Source organism: Aestuarium sp. (assembly GCF_023253315.1).
In the GTDB taxonomy this organism is placed as follows: domain Bacteria; phylum Pseudomonadota; class Alphaproteobacteria; order Rhodobacterales; family Rhodobacteraceae; genus Marivivens; species Marivivens donghaensis.
Window position 1 is genome coordinate 213,323 of record NZ_JALRGW010000001.1, and the last position, 13,653, is coordinate 226,975.

Consider the following 13,653-nt stretch of genomic DNA (forward strand, 5'->3'; position numbering starts at 1 on the left):
GGAGTGTCCGCCCCAGTCTTACAGTGCTTTGGCAGACCCGTCAGTCTTAAAGAGCAACGGGCGCGTTCTGGCGTTCGTATTTGAACACCGAGATCGTCGAGTATTTTTCGACCTTGCAGGTAAAGCTGTGCCGCAGTTGTTCAATCAAAGCGTCGCCGTAGCGGGTGAACTTGTTCATGTCATTCACAGAGGCGCAACCAACTTGGAGAACAATGCTCCCCTCTGCGTCAAAGAGGATTTCTGCGGTCAGGATTGGTAGACGATCACCGTCTTTTTCCAAGGATTCTGTAAAGAACGCAGCCGCGAGTTTTGACGTCGGCTGGGACCCAAATTTGATGGCATAAATTCTGTAAAACATTGTGCCGCGCGAGTCCTTGACTGGTGATCTGTCACCATCAACGACACTTCAACCTGAATTTGCACCACGTTTAACCAAATGATCGTGGGACCTATCCAAACGAAAAGGCCGCCCTGAGGCGGCCTTTGAGTGTTTTGTGTTCAGGTGCGATTAATCGCGATTGCCGAAAAGTTGCAGCAAGAACATGAACATGTTGATGAAGTCGAGGTAGAGGTTCAGCGCGCCCATGATAGCGGCTTTGCCCAGCCATTCCTGATCCATCGCATACGCGTGCTGGATGTAATCGTTTTTGATCTTCTGGGTGTCATATGCAGTCAGACCAGCAAAGATCAGAACGCCGAGGATCGACACTGCGTATGCAATCGCAGGCGACTGCAGGAACATGTTGACGATCATCGCGACCAGAAGGCCGATCACACCCATCACAAGGAACGAGCCCATACCGCTCAGGTCTTTTTTGGTGGTGTAACCAACCAGCGACAGACCCGCAAAGGCGATCGACGTGATCAGAAACACCTGCGCGATCGATACGCCCGTGAAGGCCATAAAGATCCACGACATCGACAGACCCATGACGGATGCGTAGGCGTAGAAGTAAAGCTGCGCACCTGCAGCCGACAGGCGATTCAACGCAGCGCCAAAGAAGAACACCATGCCCAGCGGCGCGAACATAACGATCCAGCCCAGAATGTTGGGCTGCAGGGTCCGCGGGTCACGCAGGATCGAGAAGAGCGCATCGCTCGTCCCGAAGGCCCAAGCAACGATAAAGGTCAGCAGGGTGCCGACAGACATCGTCGCATAGACTTTGTTCATGTGGGTACGAAGACCCTCGTCAATGGCAGCGGTGCGGACACCGGCATTGGCGCGCATCGTGCGGAAATCAGCCATAAAATCCTCCAAGAGTAGCTGTGGTGGTGCCCCAATGGGGCTTTGGTTACCATATTGGCATGGAGGTGCGAGGATTCAAGACTTTATGCCCGATCAAAATGTCGAACGTGTCCAATGATCTTGCGCGTCCCAAACGGGGCGCTCTGCTTCGGCCATCGCGTCCTGACGCGTCACACCAATATCGGCCAGCATATGATCATCGAGAGCACTGAGCTGACGGCGGCTTCTGTGCAGACCAACGGCGCGGACGATGAGGCTCAAGACACCGCTGCGGGTCGGGCGGACAACATCGCAGGAGCAAACATAAGACAGGTCGGACATAACATTTCCTTTCGTGATGCAATCATGGGGTTTATCATTACTCTTGATATTGCACGCGGTGATTGCATAATGGAAATAAATGTATTTGAAGTGAACCATCACGGATTGTGATTATGGCCCGAAATCTCGACCTGACTGCCCTACGCGCCTTTGCCACCGTTGCGGAAACAGGGGGTGTGACCCGTGCGGCGACCCTGCTGAACCTGACGCAATCGGCCGTGTCTATGCAGCTCAAACGGCTTGAGGAAAATCTGGGGCTATCTCTCTTGGATCGGTCAGAGCGCACCATTCGCCCCACCTCTGAAGGCGAACAACTGCTCGGCTATGCGCGAAAGATGCTCGACCTGAATGACGAAGCCTTGGGCCGTTTGACGGCAGACAGCTACGAGGGAGAGATTACCTTGGGCGTGCCGCATGACATCGTCTACCCTGTGCTACCGCCTGTTCTGCGCCAGTTTTCGATGGATTTCCCACGGATGCAGGTGCGACTGATTTCGTCTTACACAAAACAGATGAAAGAGCAGTTCGAACGGCACGAGATCGACGTGCTGTTGACCACCGAATACGGAACGCCCGAAGATGCAACGCTGTTGCGGTCAGTGCCTCTGGTCTGGATCGGCGCGCCCGAGGGGACTGCCTATCGCAATCGACCGCTAAGGTTGGCACATGAGGCCCATTGCATTTTCCGCCAAATCGCCCAGCGCAGTTTGGACGAGGCAAACCTGCCATGGGAAATGGCACTTGATACGGATTCCACGCGGACATCCGAGGCCACTGTGGCCGCCGACCTCGCCATTCATACGATGCTCAAAGGGACAGAGCCGCCGCAACTGGCAGAGATTGACCACAATGGCGCCCTGCCCGATCTGCCTGTGACGAACATCAACCTCTACATTCAAAAGGGCCGCAATTCGCCAGTAATCCCCAGCCTCGCGGACCTTCTGAGGAAGGCTTACAGCGTCACGGCGTAATCACGACCTTGCCCGTAGATTTGCGAGAGGCGAGCAGGTCTATCCCCTCCGCCGCTTGATCGAGGGGGAGGACATGGCTCACGTGTGGCTTCAGCCGCCCCTGCGCATACCAGTCGAGCAATTCAGCGAGGCTTTCGGTCAGAGCCTCAGGCGCAAATTTCAGATAGCCGCCCCAGTAGACGCCAATCACATCGACGTTTTTGACCAAGAGGTGGTTGGCAGGCACTTGCGGCACGTCCCCACTGGCGAATCCGATCGCCAAAAGACGAGCCTCGCGCTTGGCCGCCTTGAGCGCGGCGGTAAAGCTTTCGCCCCCAACCGCGTCATAGGCCACATCAATACCGCCCAGCGCCTTTAGCTCTGCCGCCAGATCGGCATCTGCGTCGATCAGGTGATCCGCGCCCGCTGCCTTTGCTACGGCCAGCTTATCGGCGCCGCGGGCCACAGCAATCACCCGCGCGCCGAGTTGTTTGCCAATCTCGACCGCCGTCAGACCGACGCCCCCCGCAGCGCCTAAGACAACGAGCGTCTCACCCGCCTTTAGCCGACCCCGCCGCGTGAGCGCGAGGTGCGAGGTGCCATAGGCCACCATGAATCCTGCTGCTTGCGTCGAAGGCATCGCATCGGGCACAGCGATACAGCGGTCCGCAGGAAATACGCCGTATTCCGCCAGACCGCCCTGCCCGCCAAAAACGGCCACGCGTTGGCCGACCTCTGGCCAGGTGACACCCTCACCCAGCGCCGTCACCACACCGCAGACCTCAAGCCCCAGAGTGAACGGCGGTTTTGGCGTGTCCTGATATTTGCCCTTGGTCATGAGAATGTCGGCGAAATTCAACCCACAGGCTTCTATCCGAAGAGAAACCTCTCCAGCCGCTGGTTGCGGCACGTCGATCTCGACCAAATGGGCGGGGCTGTCAAAATCGACGACTTGAAAGGCTTTCATGCGGCGGGACTCCTTGAAGTTAACAGGTTTTTCCATAACCTAAAGGATCAAATCCTTCTCGCCAACATGTGCGTTGGTGTGGACTATCGCACAGTCACTGAGCGAAAGAGCGATACAACCTGTCCTAAAGGTCAGGTTCAAAACGCAACCGTTACGTGTTTAATATCAGGCATCAAAACAAAAAATCGTCGCGCACGAAAACGGCCTTCGACTGTTGATGGGGCAACAGTGCGAAGTGTGAGTGCTCGGCGAAAACCCGAGAGGAAACCCTATGAGCCATCCCGTTGATATCCATGTCGGTAAACGCGTCCGGCATCGTCGTTGGATGATCGGCACCACGCAGCAGCAGCTTGCCGAAAAAGTCGGCATCAAGTTTCAGCAGATCCAGAAGTATGAAACCGGTATGAACCGCGTTTCCGCATCCCGTCTTTGGGACATCGCCCATGCGCTGGGCGTCGATGTTTCGTTCTTCTTTGAAGGTCTGGAAAGCAATGCTCCGGTCTCTGAAGGCAATATGCCCAACGACATTCTGTCGGACAAAGAAGCACTGGAACTTCTGCGGTCGTACTACGCGATTCCCGAAGCCCAGCGCCGTCGTTTGTTCGATCTGGCCCGCGTCCTGAGCGACGCTGCCGCCTGAGCACTTGACCGATAGGCGCGCCCCGCGTTACCGCAGCAGCGGAACAAAGAGGACGCGTCATGTCGAATACTATTGATACAGCTACTATGGGCGATCTTATCAGGGTCGCCCATTTGCTTGCCGATGCTGCGCGTCCCGAAACCCTGCGCTATTTCCGCAGCGCAGGGCTGGATGCCGACAACAAACGTCCCGCCGATTTTGACCCCGTAACCGAAGGCGACCGCGCCGCAGAACGTGCGATGCGCGATGTTTTGGCGCGTGAGCGTCCCGATGATGCGATCTTTGGCGAGGAATACGGCAAAAAGGACGGCACCACGGGGCTGACTTGGGTTCTGGATCCGATTGACGGCACGCGGGGCTATTTGTCTGGCACGCCGACGTGGGGCGTTTTGATCGCCGTTGGACCAGAGAGCGGCCCTGTGGTTGGCGTGATCGATCAGCCCTATATCGGCGAGCGTTTCATCGGTGCACCGACCTTGGCCGAGGTTACAGGCCCTATGGGCACCTCTGCGCTGTCAACCCGCCCCGCCCGTCCGCTGGCAGAGGCCATCGTCTTTACCACCTTCCCAGAGGTTGGCAGCACTGACGAGCGCGACGGATTCACCGCTGTCGCTACTAAGGCGCGATTGGTCCGCTATGGCTGCGATTGCTATGCCTACGCGCTGCTCGCCGCAGGTCAGATTGATCTGGTGATTGAGGCGGGCCTACAGCCCTATGACATCCAAGCGCCTATCGCCGTGATCCAAGCCGCCGGTGGCGTTGTTACCGATTGGCAGGGCAACCCTGCGCATAACGGCGGTCGTGTGATCGCTGCGGCAAATGCAGCGGTCCATGCAGAGGCGCTGGCGATCCTCAAAAACATCGCGGGCTAAAAATCAAGCTTCAGCCAAATCACGGGAAACAGAATCGATCCATCCCCACTGAGGTCGAGCATATCGTCACCTGAAAGAACGAAACCTTTGTTCCGGAAAAACCCGACAGAGTTGCGCGTAGCAGGCCCATAGAGCCCCTTGAGGCCCGCAAGCCTGCTCGCCGCTATAATCTGGTTGAACACTTCAGAGGCACAGCCGTGCCGCACGTGGTCTGGATCAGCGACAAGCATCCTGACGGTGCCATAGCCTTTGGGCATCTTTGACGTATTAGGCCCTTCACCCGACCACCCGCCAGCGGCGTAGATCGCACCATCCTGTTCGTAAACGTAATACTGACCACGGATGATCAGATCGACGGGCGGCCTTGCCATATAGGGTACAGCCTGTTCGATAAGGGACGGCGCATAATCGTCCGTCAGAAGGAGATTAAAGCTACGATTACAAAGCTGCGTGATCGCGGCGAGGTCCGATAGGACCGATTCACGGACAATACCCATATTAGAACGGTACAACGAAAAAGACCGCGCTGGTGTCGCGCGGCCTACAATCGTTGTCGATTAGACAAAGGGCAAGATTACTTAATCTTACCTTCTTTGTATTCAACGTGCTTGCGAACAACCGGGTCGTACTTACGGACAACCATTTTCTCGGTCATTGTGCGTGCGTTTTTCTTAGTAACGTAGAAGTGGCCAGTACCCGCGGTGGAGTTCAGGCGGATTTTGATAGTGGTCGGCTTCGCCATGTCTCATCTCTCCTGATCGCGGGCCGTTATTAGAACGGCACATCGCGTGAATTCGTATGAAGCCCGCCTTTTACAGCCGCCCGCCCCCGAGTCAACCGCAATTGTAATGGGAAACGTAAAGATTATGCGCGGACGGCCTATAAGCCGGATTTTGTCCAAGGGTTTCCCCTCTGGATGACCATTCATCTAGACGATCTGTTACCAAACCGCCTCTAGCTGCCAACCCGGACCTCTCGGGGTTAGGCGTCCCTGCCCCATACGAGGCGCGAGGTCCCTATTTGGCATTGCACCCGGTGGGGCTTGCCGTGCCGGTCCTGTTGCCAGTCCCGCGGTGGGCTCTTACCCCACCGTTTCACCTTTTCCCTGCATGCAGGGTAGTCTGTTCTCTGTGGCGCTTTCCCTGGGGTTACCCCCGCCGGGCGTTACCCGGCACCGTGCCTTCTGGTGTCCGGACTTTCCTCGGACCCAAGGGCCCGCGGTCATCCAGCCATCCGCGCGGCGTCGTCGCTATGCGGTTCTGCGCCATAGGTCAACGGGAAAGGTTGTTTAGCGCGCGCCAAAGACTAGCTCTGCGCTCTCAGCAACAGAAGTGTAGCGATGAAAACAGCAGTTCATGTCGTTTGGTTCAAACGCGACTTGCGGGTCGAAGATCACGCCCCGCTGTATGCGGCATCGCAGCTTAGCCTGCCCGTCGTTCCGCTGTACATCGTCGAGCCTTACCTATGGCGCCAACCCGACGCATCTCGCCGACACTGGCACTTTGTCAACGACTGCCTGAGCGAACTGAACGAACATCTCACCGAGCTTGGCCAGCCGCTGATCATTCGGATCGGATCAGCGGTCGACGTCTTAGCCCAATTGCACGCCGAACATGGGATCGCGAGGATTTCATGTCATGAGGAGAGTGGGAACGACTGGACCTATCAGCGTGACCGAGCCGTGATCCGCTTTTGCCGTTCTCAGGGGATTACCCTGCAAGAGATGCCATCGAATGGCGTAGTTCGCCGACTCGCCTCACGCGACGATTGGGCTGCGATCCGCAACCGCCGCATGGCCGATAAAATCATCCCAAAGCCGAAGCACCTTGCGCCTGCACCATATGTGCACTCATCACCTCTGCCGAAAAAAGACGACCCAATGTTCGGTCCGCCCCTGAGCGGCAGCACACAAATTGGCGGTCGTCGTGCCGCCGTCGCGGACCTGAGATCATTTCTGACAAACAGGTCACGCGGTTATCTGCGCAATATCTCTTCTCCCCTTGTGTCGGACTATCATTGCTCTCGCATGTCGGCGCATCTCGCGTGGGGCACGATGTCGGTTCGCGAGGTCGTCCAATCCATTAGCAAACGGCGCAACCAACTCACCACGGCTGATACGGCGTCTTTTGGTCGAAATCTCTCCGCCTTTGGATCGCGCCTCGCGTGGCGGTGTCATTTCGTCCAGAAAATCGAGGACCAGCCCTCGATAGAGACACACTGTATGCATCCTGCGTTCGAAGCGCTTGACCGACACGACGCCAGCCATCCCCATTTCGCAGCTTGGGCCGAAGGGCGCACAGGTTTCCCCTTTGTCGATGCCTGCATGCGGAATTTGACGGCAACAGGCTGGATCACCTTTCGCATGAGGGCGATGTTGGTCAGTTTTGCCAGCTACCAACTCTGGCTCGACTGGAGGGTTACGGGACAACATCTCGCGAGGCTGTTTACCGACTATGAGCCGGGCATTCACTATAGCCAACTGCAGATGCAATCGGGGGTTACGGGGATCAATACGATGCGGGTCTATAACCCCATCAAACAGTCCCAAGAGCACGACCCAGACGGTCGTTTTATTCGAAAATGGGTTCCTGAACTGGCTCACCTTCCACGCGAAGCAATTCATACCCCATGGACGTGGGAAAAAACGTTTCTAGATCGGTCGGATTTTGTACTGGGCCGCGATTATCCTATGCCGATTGTCGATCTTGCGTCGGCAACCAAATCCGCCAAAGACAAAATTACGTCGATCAAACGCGGCATCGGGTTTAGCGATGTGGCGCGGGGGGTGCACCAAAAGCTAGGCAGTCGGAAGCGCCCAACGGCCCGACGAAAAACGGCAAAACGCGCAAACCCTGACCAACTTAGCCTGTTCTAAGCCCCGAGAGCCTTGCGGGTTCTGGCCTGCGGCGTTAAACGCGACAACGACCCAAATATTCGGAGAGGCCCATGTCGATTGACACGGATACCGCCCGCCGCGTGGCCAAACTGGCCCGCATCAAGGTGGAAGAAGACGCACTGCCCGCACTGGCGCAAGAATTCAGCGCCATCCTCGGCTTTATCGAGCAACTGGAAGAAGTGGATGTAGATGGCATCGAACCGATGACCTCTGTCACGCCACAACGCCTGAAACGCCGCGACGATGTCGTGACTGATGGCAACCAGCAGCAAGCCGTGCTGAAAAACGCGCCCGATGCGCGTGAAGGGTTCTTTGCTGTGCCGAAGGTGGTGGAATAATGACCGATCTGAACAAACTCACCATCGCCGAGGCGCGTGATGCGCTGAAAAAAGGCGAAACAACCTCTGTCGCCCTGACCGAAGCCTGTCTGGCCGCCATCGACGCCCAAGGCGTTCTGAATGCTGTGGTTCACAAGACCCCAGAACTGGCGATGGAACAGGCCAAAGCAGCGGATGCGCGCGGTTACGCGGACGCCCCTGCCCTGTCGGGTATCCCTCTCGGGATCAAAGACCTGTTCTGCGTCAAAGGTGTCGACACCCAAGCAGCGTCGGGAATCCTCAAGGGTTTCAAACCTGAATACGATAGCACCGTCACGACCAAGCTGTTTGAAAACGGCGCGGTTATGCTGGGTAAGACGAACATGGACGAATTCGCCATGGGGTCGTCGAACGAACATTCGGCTTACGGCCCGTCCGTGAACCCGTGGAAGGTCGATGACCGTCAACTGACACCGGGTGGGTCCTCGGGTGGTTCGGCGTCGGCTGTTGCCGCTGACCTTTGCATCGGTGCGATCGGCACTGACACAGGCGGTTCTATCCGTCAGCCTGCGGCCTTTACTGGCACCGTTGGCATCCGCCCAACCTACGGCCGTGTGTCGCGCTATGGCATTGTCGCCTATGCGTCCTCGCTGGACCAAGCTGGCCCGATGACCAAAACCGTCCGCGATACCGCGATCATGCTCACCGCAATGTCGGGCCACGACATGCGCGACAGCACCAGCGCCGACATTGCCGTTCCTGATTTCGAAGCCGCCCTCACAGGCGACATCAAAGGCAAAACCATCGGTATTCCGCGCGAATACCGTCTGGACGGCCTGAACGCTGAGATTGCAGGTCTTTGGGACAAAGGGGCAGACATGCTCCGTGATGCGGGCGCTAAGGTCGTTGACGTGAGCCTGCCGCACACCAAATACGCGTTGCCTGCCTACTACGTGATTGCGCCTGCTGAGGCCTCGTCGAACCTCGCGCGCTATGACGGCGTGCGGTTTGGTCACCGCGCCACGCTCGGCGCTGGCGACGGCATCAACGAGATGTACGAAAAAACCCGCGCCGAAGGATTTGGCGCCGAAGTGCAGCGCCGCATCATGGTCGGCACCTATGTGCTCTCAGCTGGTTTCTACGACGCCTACTACAACCGCGCCCGCAAGGTCCGCACCCTGATCAAGCGCGACTTTGAAAACGTGTTTGCAAGCGGCGTTGACGCGATCCTCGCCCCGACCACCCCGTCGCCTGCCTTTGGCATCGGCGAAGTGTCGGATGCTGATCCAGTGCAGATGTATCTCAACGACGTGTTCACCGTGACGCTGAACCTCGCGGGTCTTCCGGGTGTGTCCGTGCCTGCGGGTCTGGATGCGAACGGCCTGCCGCTTGGCCTGCAGCTGATCGGCAAACCGTGGGAAGAGGCTGATCTGCTGAACATCGCCTATTCTCTCGAAGGGTCCACCGGATTTGTAGCCAAGCCACAGAAGTGGTGGTAAACGGCGATAAGTCTGGGATTAGAGGGTCACGGTATGGGTGTGAATAAACTGTGGTTGGTTGGATCGGCGCTTTCGGTTCTGGTCGCTTGTGGAGAGACCGTTCCGGCCAGCAATGGTCCCGGCTTTGGTGATCCATTGGATTGGCAGCGCGAAAACGCGCTGACAGGTGCGCCTGTGCAATCGACATCACTGTCGTCGACCACCAACACATCCCAAGCGATCCCAACGGGTCAGCTGATCTCTGCTGGTATTCTGCCTGAAACCTCTGGTGACGGCACCGCCACCTACGTGCGCAGCACAGGTGTTGAAGCCTCGCCGAGCAACGCAGCCCCGACCCTGATCGGCGCAAACCTATCGGACGAACAGGACTTCCAAGCCGTCTCGGCTCGTGAAACCATCCAGTCTGACGCAGAACGCCGTGCGGCTCTGGCCTCGCAATACGAAGTGGTGCAGCCGACCGCGCTGCCGACCCGCGTCGCCTCTGGCCCGAACATCGTGGAATACGCGCTCACTGCGCCGAACACCAAAGGTCAAGAATGGTATAGCCGTTTCATGCTCTCTGGCGAAGGTCGGTTCCTGCGCAACTGCGCCAAATACGCCAGCGCGGATGAGGCGCAGCGTGACTTCCTCGCCCGTGGTGGGCCTGACCGCGATCCGCGCGGGCTCGATCCTGATGGCGACGGCTTTGCCTGTGGCTGGGATCCGGCCCCCTACATCGCCGCAGCTCGTTCGAGCGGCAACTGATCCGCAAGGTGACATCCCCCAATTTCGGGCCGCGACGTGACAACGCGCGGCCCGACCTCGTTGTGATCCACTACACCGCGATGGCCGATTGCGATGCGGCAGAACGGGTGTTGTGCTCCCCGGAACACGAAGTCTCTGCTCATTACCTCATCACCACCCAAGGCGAGGTCATCCAACTCGTCGATGAGGCCGACCGTGCATGGCACGCGGGCGCTGGCGCATGGGGCAGCGTCACGGATGTGAATTCTCGGTCCATCGGGATTGAGCTCTCCAATATCGGCACGGCCCCCTTTGCCGCCGCCCAAATGGATGCACTCGAAACCTTGCTGAGCGGCATCATGGAGCGCTGGTCAATCCCGCCCGAACGGGTGATCGGCCACTCTGACCTCGCCCCTGGCCGCAAAATCGATCCGGGTGCGCGGTTCGATTGGGCCCGTCTTGCCCGTCAGGGTCTCGCTATTCGCGCCAAGGCCACGCCAACAGCCCCCGTCAACCCCGCCACCTTCGACGCGCTCCTGACAACGATCGGCTATCCACAAGTGCCTGCTGATACGCGCCTATCGGCTTTCCGCCTGCGCCACAGGCAACATCACACTGGACCGCTCGACGGAACGGACATGGCACTAGCGCTCGATCTGGCGAAACGGTTCCCCGCCGTTTAACGCTTTGCTGCGAAAAACGATTTGAGCATCTCTTCGGCCTCACGCGCTGCGATGCCATCGTAGACCTCAGGCGCATGATGACACTGGGAATGCGAAAACACCCGCGGCCCTTGTGCCACGCCACCTGATTTCGGATCCGCCGCCCCATAATAAAGCCGCCCGATCCGCGCAAAAGAAATGACCGCAGCACACATCGGGCACGGCTCTAACGTCACATAGAGGTCATGCCCCACCAAACGCTCGCTCCCCAACTGCGCACAGGCCTCGCGGATCGCCAGCGTTTCCGCATGGGCCGTGGGGTCCGACAACTCGCGCGTCCTATTCCCCGCCCGCGCCACGACCGATCCATCAGGCGCAACAATCACCGCACCCACGGGAACTTCGCCGCGCGCGGCGGCCAATCGCGCCTCGTCTAGCGCCTGATCCATGTAGCTCGTGAATGTCATTCCTTCTTTTGTGCCGCCACAGCCCAATGTGCAAGCCCCTGCCTTTGTGCCGCAAATATCCCGGGGGGTCTAAGGGGGGCAGCGCCCCCCTTGCCAGCTCAGTATTTTCGCACCTGCCCTTCAGGGATGATTGCGCCGCAACCCGCTTAGGCGCTATGGGACGGGTATGAGCACGCAAACACCGGACGGCGACCGCATCGCCAAAGTTCTTTCTCGCGCAGGCGTCGCATCCCGACGTGAAGCCGAACGTATGATCGCGGAAGGCCGCGTAAAGGTGAACGGGGTCGTCATCGACAGCCCTGCCCTAAACGTGAGCAGCGGTGACCGCATCATCGTCGACGGCAAACCCGTGTCGGAACCCGAACCCGCGCGTCTATGGCTCTATCACAAACCCGCTGGTCTTGTGACGACAGAACGTGATGAGAAAGGCCGTGATACGGTCTTTGGTGCGCTCCCCGAAGACATGCCGCGCGTGATGAGCGTGGGACGCCTCGACTTGAACTCCGAAGGCTTGTTGCTGCTGACCAACGACGGGGAACTGAAACGCAAGCTGGAATTGCCCGCCACGGGCTGGCTGCGTCGTTACCGCGTCCGCGTCAAAGGCGATGGGTCGAAAATCGACATCGACGCGCTGCGCCGTGGTATCACCGTAGACGGCGTGAAATACGCACCGATGGAAGTTGGCTTTGACCGTCAGCAAGGCGCGAACGCGTGGTACACCATCGCGCTACGCGAAGGCAAAAACCGCGAAATCCGTAAGGCGATGATGGCCGTGAACGCCACAGTGAACCGCCTGCTTCGCGTCTCCTACGGTCCGTTCCAATTGGGCAACCTCAAACCGGGCGAAGTCGAAGAAGTCAAACGCCGCGTTCTTCGGGATCAGATGGGGTGGGACAACGACCAAAACCCGACAGAGACGCCGAAACCAAAACCCGTGCGCAACCGCAAACCACGTCCGCCGCGCAAACCATAACATTCAAGGCCTTGCTACCGACAGTTGCAGGGTCCATGTTACGTATTGGGAACTTGGGGGCTACCACAGGCGCAACGTCATGCGGATGTTGCGTTAAGGGGCTAGTCCTCTTGATTACGTGTGGAAGGTCTTGATGCCCAAATCTGTTAAGAACATCGCATTCGCGCTTTTGATCATGCTGCTCTTCGGCACAACCTTTGGCTGGATCGGAGGTCTGTGATGGCGCAGAAATACGGCGGCAAATACAGCCCACAATCGCAACAGTCCCCGTCTACCCCCGCAGCCCCCGATCATCGGGTCAAAGACGCGGCGGGTGCGCGTGCGAATGTTCTCTTTATCCCTGCGGCCATGCTCGGTTTCGTGTCGATCCGCGAAGGGGCGACATTGATGATCGTCGGCCTCTCAGCTGCCGCGCTGATGTTGCTCTCCGCATGGCTCACCCGCGAAGGGCTCCGCGCTGAGGCCGCTTATAACGCCCGCGCCATTGCCCGCCGCCCTGCTCTACCGCGTAAAATCATCGGGTCGGTTCTGATCGGGGTCGCGGTGGCCTTGGCGTCGATCCGCAGTGGATCGCCTGTGCTGGCCGCACCTGCCTTTGGGATCGTGGCGACAGCGCTCTACCTCGTCGCATTTGGCCTCGACCCGCTTAAAAACAAACGCATGGAAGGCATAGATGACTTCCAGCAGGACCGCGTAGCCCGTGTCGTAGATGACGCCGAAGATTACCTCGCCGCGATGGCTGCCCATATTTCCACGCTTAAGGATCGTGCCTTGGACGGTCGGATTGCGACATTCCAATCCATTGCTCGCCGCATGATCCGCACCGTCGAAGAAGACCCCCGCGACCTCACAGGCGCCCGCAAATATCTGGGCGTCTATCTGATGGGGGCACGCGATGCTTCGGCCAAGTTTGCAGACCTTTATAAGAGAACGGGCGATCAGAGCGCCCGCGCAGATTACGAACAGCTGCTCATCGACCTCGAACAGAATTTTGCGGCACGCACCGACAAGATGCTGACCGACGATCGCAGCGATATGGATATTGAAATCAAAGTGTTGCGCGACAGACTGCAACGCGAAGGCGTAAAGCCGCTTTAACAAAGTCAATGTGACGGAGAAC

At 58.3% G+C, this 13,653-nt stretch carries 17 protein-coding genes and 1 other RNA gene; 10 read left to right on the forward strand and 8 right to left on the reverse strand.

The window, feature by feature from the left end; translation table 11 throughout:
- Positions 1-46 precede the first annotated feature (46 nt).
- The 3 genes from AC1QQ2_RS01080 to AC1QQ2_RS01090 all read right to left on the reverse strand — a co-directional run bounded on the left by AC1QQ2_RS01080 (position 47) and on the right by AC1QQ2_RS01090 (position 1,567).
- Positions 47-358: a hypothetical protein gene (locus AC1QQ2_RS01080; RefSeq protein ID WP_479711749.1), complete on the reverse strand. Its 312-nt coding sequence runs from the start codon at positions 356-358 to the stop codon at positions 47-49.
- A gap of 150 nt (positions 359-508) precedes the next feature.
- Positions 509-1,246 (reverse strand): Bax inhibitor-1/YccA family protein, encoded by a 738-nt coding sequence (locus AC1QQ2_RS01085; RefSeq protein WP_105234729.1) that lies wholly within the window; start codon positions 1,244-1,246, stop codon positions 509-511.
- A 93-nt stretch (positions 1,247-1,339) separates the two neighbouring features.
- Positions 1,340-1,567 carry a DUF1127 domain-containing protein gene (locus AC1QQ2_RS01090; protein WP_479711750.1) on the reverse strand — a complete coding sequence of 76 codons (228 nt, stop codon included), beginning with the start codon at positions 1,565-1,567 and terminating at the stop codon, positions 1,340-1,342.
- A gap of 113 nt (positions 1,568-1,680) precedes the next feature.
- Here AC1QQ2_RS01090 and AC1QQ2_RS01095 point away from each other — a divergent pair, with 113 nt between their 5' ends.
- Entirely contained in the window at positions 1,681-2,538 is an 858-nt protein-coding gene (locus AC1QQ2_RS01095; protein ID WP_479711751.1) for a LysR family transcriptional regulator, read from the forward strand.
- Here the strand turns inward: AC1QQ2_RS01095 and AC1QQ2_RS01100 are convergent.
- The gene (locus AC1QQ2_RS01100; RefSeq protein ID WP_479711752.1) at positions 2,528-3,484 is read right to left on the reverse strand and encodes an NADPH:quinone oxidoreductase family protein; all 957 of its coding nucleotides are present in this window, start codon (positions 3,482-3,484) and stop codon (positions 2,528-2,530) included. The genes AC1QQ2_RS01095 and AC1QQ2_RS01100 overlap by 11 nt on opposite strands.
- Positions 3,485-3,755: 271 nt before the next feature.
- On the opposite strand from AC1QQ2_RS01100, the gene AC1QQ2_RS01105 reads away from it, so the two are divergent.
- Complete coding sequence (locus AC1QQ2_RS01105; RefSeq protein WP_067546062.1) at positions 3,756-4,124, forward strand: helix-turn-helix domain-containing protein; 369 nt, start codon at positions 3,756-3,758, stop codon at positions 4,122-4,124.
- Between the two features lie 59 nt (positions 4,125-4,183).
- The gene (locus tag AC1QQ2_RS01110; RefSeq protein ID WP_479711753.1) at positions 4,184-4,996 is read left to right on the forward strand and encodes an inositol monophosphatase family protein; all 813 of its coding nucleotides are present in this window, start codon (positions 4,184-4,186) and stop codon (positions 4,994-4,996) included.
- Here AC1QQ2_RS01110 and AC1QQ2_RS01115 read toward each other — a convergent pair.
- From AC1QQ2_RS01115 to rnpB, 3 genes are all read right to left on the reverse strand, one after another.
- Positions 4,993-5,493 (reverse strand): GNAT family N-acetyltransferase, encoded by a 501-nt coding sequence (locus AC1QQ2_RS01115; RefSeq protein WP_479711754.1) that lies wholly within the window; start codon positions 5,491-5,493, stop codon positions 4,993-4,995. The two genes, AC1QQ2_RS01110 and AC1QQ2_RS01115, sit on opposite strands and share 4 nt — an antisense overlap.
- 77 nt (positions 5,494-5,570) lie before the next feature.
- Positions 5,571-5,738, reverse strand: a complete 168-nt coding sequence (gene rpmG, locus AC1QQ2_RS01120) for a 50S ribosomal protein L33 (RefSeq protein ID WP_007814563.1) — start codon at positions 5,736-5,738, stop codon at positions 5,571-5,573.
- Between the two features lie 124 nt (positions 5,739-5,862).
- Positions 5,863-6,233, reverse strand: an RNA gene (rnpB, locus tag AC1QQ2_RS01125) — RNase P RNA component class A.
- A 102-nt stretch (positions 6,234-6,335) separates the two neighbouring features.
- On the opposite strand from rnpB, the gene AC1QQ2_RS01130 reads away from it, so the two are divergent.
- From AC1QQ2_RS01130 to AC1QQ2_RS01150, 5 genes are all read left to right on the forward strand, one after another.
- Positions 6,336-7,871 (forward strand): FAD-binding domain-containing protein, encoded by a 1,536-nt coding sequence (locus AC1QQ2_RS01130; protein WP_479711755.1) that lies wholly within the window; start codon positions 6,336-6,338, stop codon positions 7,869-7,871.
- 71 nt (positions 7,872-7,942) lie between these two features.
- Positions 7,943-8,230, forward strand: a complete 288-nt coding sequence (gene gatC / locus AC1QQ2_RS01135) for an Asp-tRNA(Asn)/Glu-tRNA(Gln) amidotransferase subunit GatC (protein ID WP_479711756.1) — start codon at positions 7,943-7,945, stop codon at positions 8,228-8,230.
- Positions 8,230-9,708: an Asp-tRNA(Asn)/Glu-tRNA(Gln) amidotransferase subunit GatA gene (gene gatA / locus AC1QQ2_RS01140; RefSeq protein WP_105234723.1), complete on the forward strand. Its 1,479-nt coding sequence runs from the start codon at positions 8,230-8,232 to the stop codon at positions 9,706-9,708. The genes gatC and gatA overlap by 1 nt, the downstream gene beginning before the upstream one ends.
- Positions 9,709-9,741: 33 nt before the next feature.
- Positions 9,742-10,452, forward strand: coding sequence for a hypothetical protein (locus AC1QQ2_RS01145; protein WP_479711757.1), 711 nt, complete (start codon positions 9,742-9,744; stop codon positions 10,450-10,452).
- Between the two features lie 8 nt (positions 10,453-10,460).
- Complete coding sequence (locus tag AC1QQ2_RS01150; RefSeq protein ID WP_479711758.1) at positions 10,461-11,114, forward strand: N-acetylmuramoyl-L-alanine amidase; 654 nt, start codon at positions 10,461-10,463, stop codon at positions 11,112-11,114.
- Here the strand turns inward: AC1QQ2_RS01150 and AC1QQ2_RS01155 are convergent.
- Complete coding sequence (locus tag AC1QQ2_RS01155; protein ID WP_438987628.1) at positions 11,111-11,560, reverse strand: nucleoside deaminase; 450 nt, start codon at positions 11,558-11,560, stop codon at positions 11,111-11,113. The genes AC1QQ2_RS01150 and AC1QQ2_RS01155 overlap by 4 nt on opposite strands.
- Before the next feature lie 166 nt (positions 11,561-11,726).
- Here AC1QQ2_RS01155 and AC1QQ2_RS01160 point away from each other — a divergent pair, with 166 nt between their 5' ends.
- Both AC1QQ2_RS01160 and AC1QQ2_RS01165 read left to right on the forward strand, forming a co-directional pair.
- Positions 11,727-12,533 (forward strand): pseudouridine synthase, encoded by an 807-nt coding sequence (locus tag AC1QQ2_RS01160; protein WP_479711759.1) that lies wholly within the window; start codon positions 11,727-11,729, stop codon positions 12,531-12,533.
- Between the two features lie 219 nt (positions 12,534-12,752).
- The gene (locus tag AC1QQ2_RS01165) at positions 12,753-13,631 is read left to right on the forward strand and encodes a 5-bromo-4-chloroindolyl phosphate hydrolysis family protein (protein WP_479711760.1); all 879 of its coding nucleotides are present in this window, start codon (positions 12,753-12,755) and stop codon (positions 13,629-13,631) included.
- The last annotated feature ends 22 nt before the right edge of the window (positions 13,632-13,653 follow it).

Bases quoted from the DNA above. Each gene is read 5' to 3' on its own strand.
- AC1QQ2_RS01080 (WP_479711749.1), bottom strand. From the start codon at position 358: ATGTTTTACAGAATTTATGCCATCAAATTTGGGTCCCAGCCGACGTCA.
- AC1QQ2_RS01085 (WP_105234729.1), bottom strand. From the start codon at position 1,246: ATGGCTGATTTCCGCACGATGCGCGCCAATGCCGGTGTCCGCACCGCT.
- AC1QQ2_RS01090 (WP_479711750.1), bottom strand. From the start codon at position 1,567: ATGTCCGACCTGTCTTATGTTTGCTCCTGCGATGTTGTCCGCCCGACC.
- AC1QQ2_RS01095 (WP_479711751.1), top strand. From the start codon at position 1,681: ATGGCCCGAAATCTCGACCTGACTGCCCTACGCGCCTTTGCCACCGTT.
- AC1QQ2_RS01100 (WP_479711752.1), bottom strand. From the start codon at position 3,484: ATGAAAGCCTTTCAAGTCGTCGATTTTGACAGCCCCGCCCATTTGGTC.
- AC1QQ2_RS01105 (WP_067546062.1), top strand. From the start codon at position 3,756: ATGAGCCATCCCGTTGATATCCATGTCGGTAAACGCGTCCGGCATCGT.
- AC1QQ2_RS01110 (WP_479711753.1), top strand. From the start codon at position 4,184: ATGTCGAATACTATTGATACAGCTACTATGGGCGATCTTATCAGGGTC.
- AC1QQ2_RS01115 (WP_479711754.1), bottom strand. From the start codon at position 5,493: ATGGGTATTGTCCGTGAATCGGTCCTATCGGACCTCGCCGCGATCACG.
- rpmG (WP_007814563.1), bottom strand. From the start codon at position 5,738: ATGGCGAAGCCGACCACTATCAAAATCCGCCTGAACTCCACCGCGGGT.
- AC1QQ2_RS01130 (WP_479711755.1), top strand. From the start codon at position 6,336: ATGAAAACAGCAGTTCATGTCGTTTGGTTCAAACGCGACTTGCGGGTC.
- gatC (WP_479711756.1), top strand. From the start codon at position 7,943: ATGTCGATTGACACGGATACCGCCCGCCGCGTGGCCAAACTGGCCCGC.
- gatA (WP_105234723.1), top strand. From the start codon at position 8,230: ATGACCGATCTGAACAAACTCACCATCGCCGAGGCGCGTGATGCGCTG.
- AC1QQ2_RS01145 (WP_479711757.1), top strand. From the start codon at position 9,742: ATGGGTGTGAATAAACTGTGGTTGGTTGGATCGGCGCTTTCGGTTCTG.
- AC1QQ2_RS01155 (WP_438987628.1), bottom strand. From the start codon at position 11,560: ATGACATTCACGAGCTACATGGATCAGGCGCTAGACGAGGCGCGATTG.
- AC1QQ2_RS01160 (WP_479711759.1), top strand. From the start codon at position 11,727: ATGAGCACGCAAACACCGGACGGCGACCGCATCGCCAAAGTTCTTTCT.
- AC1QQ2_RS01165 (WP_479711760.1), top strand. From the start codon at position 12,753: ATGGCGCAGAAATACGGCGGCAAATACAGCCCACAATCGCAACAGTCC.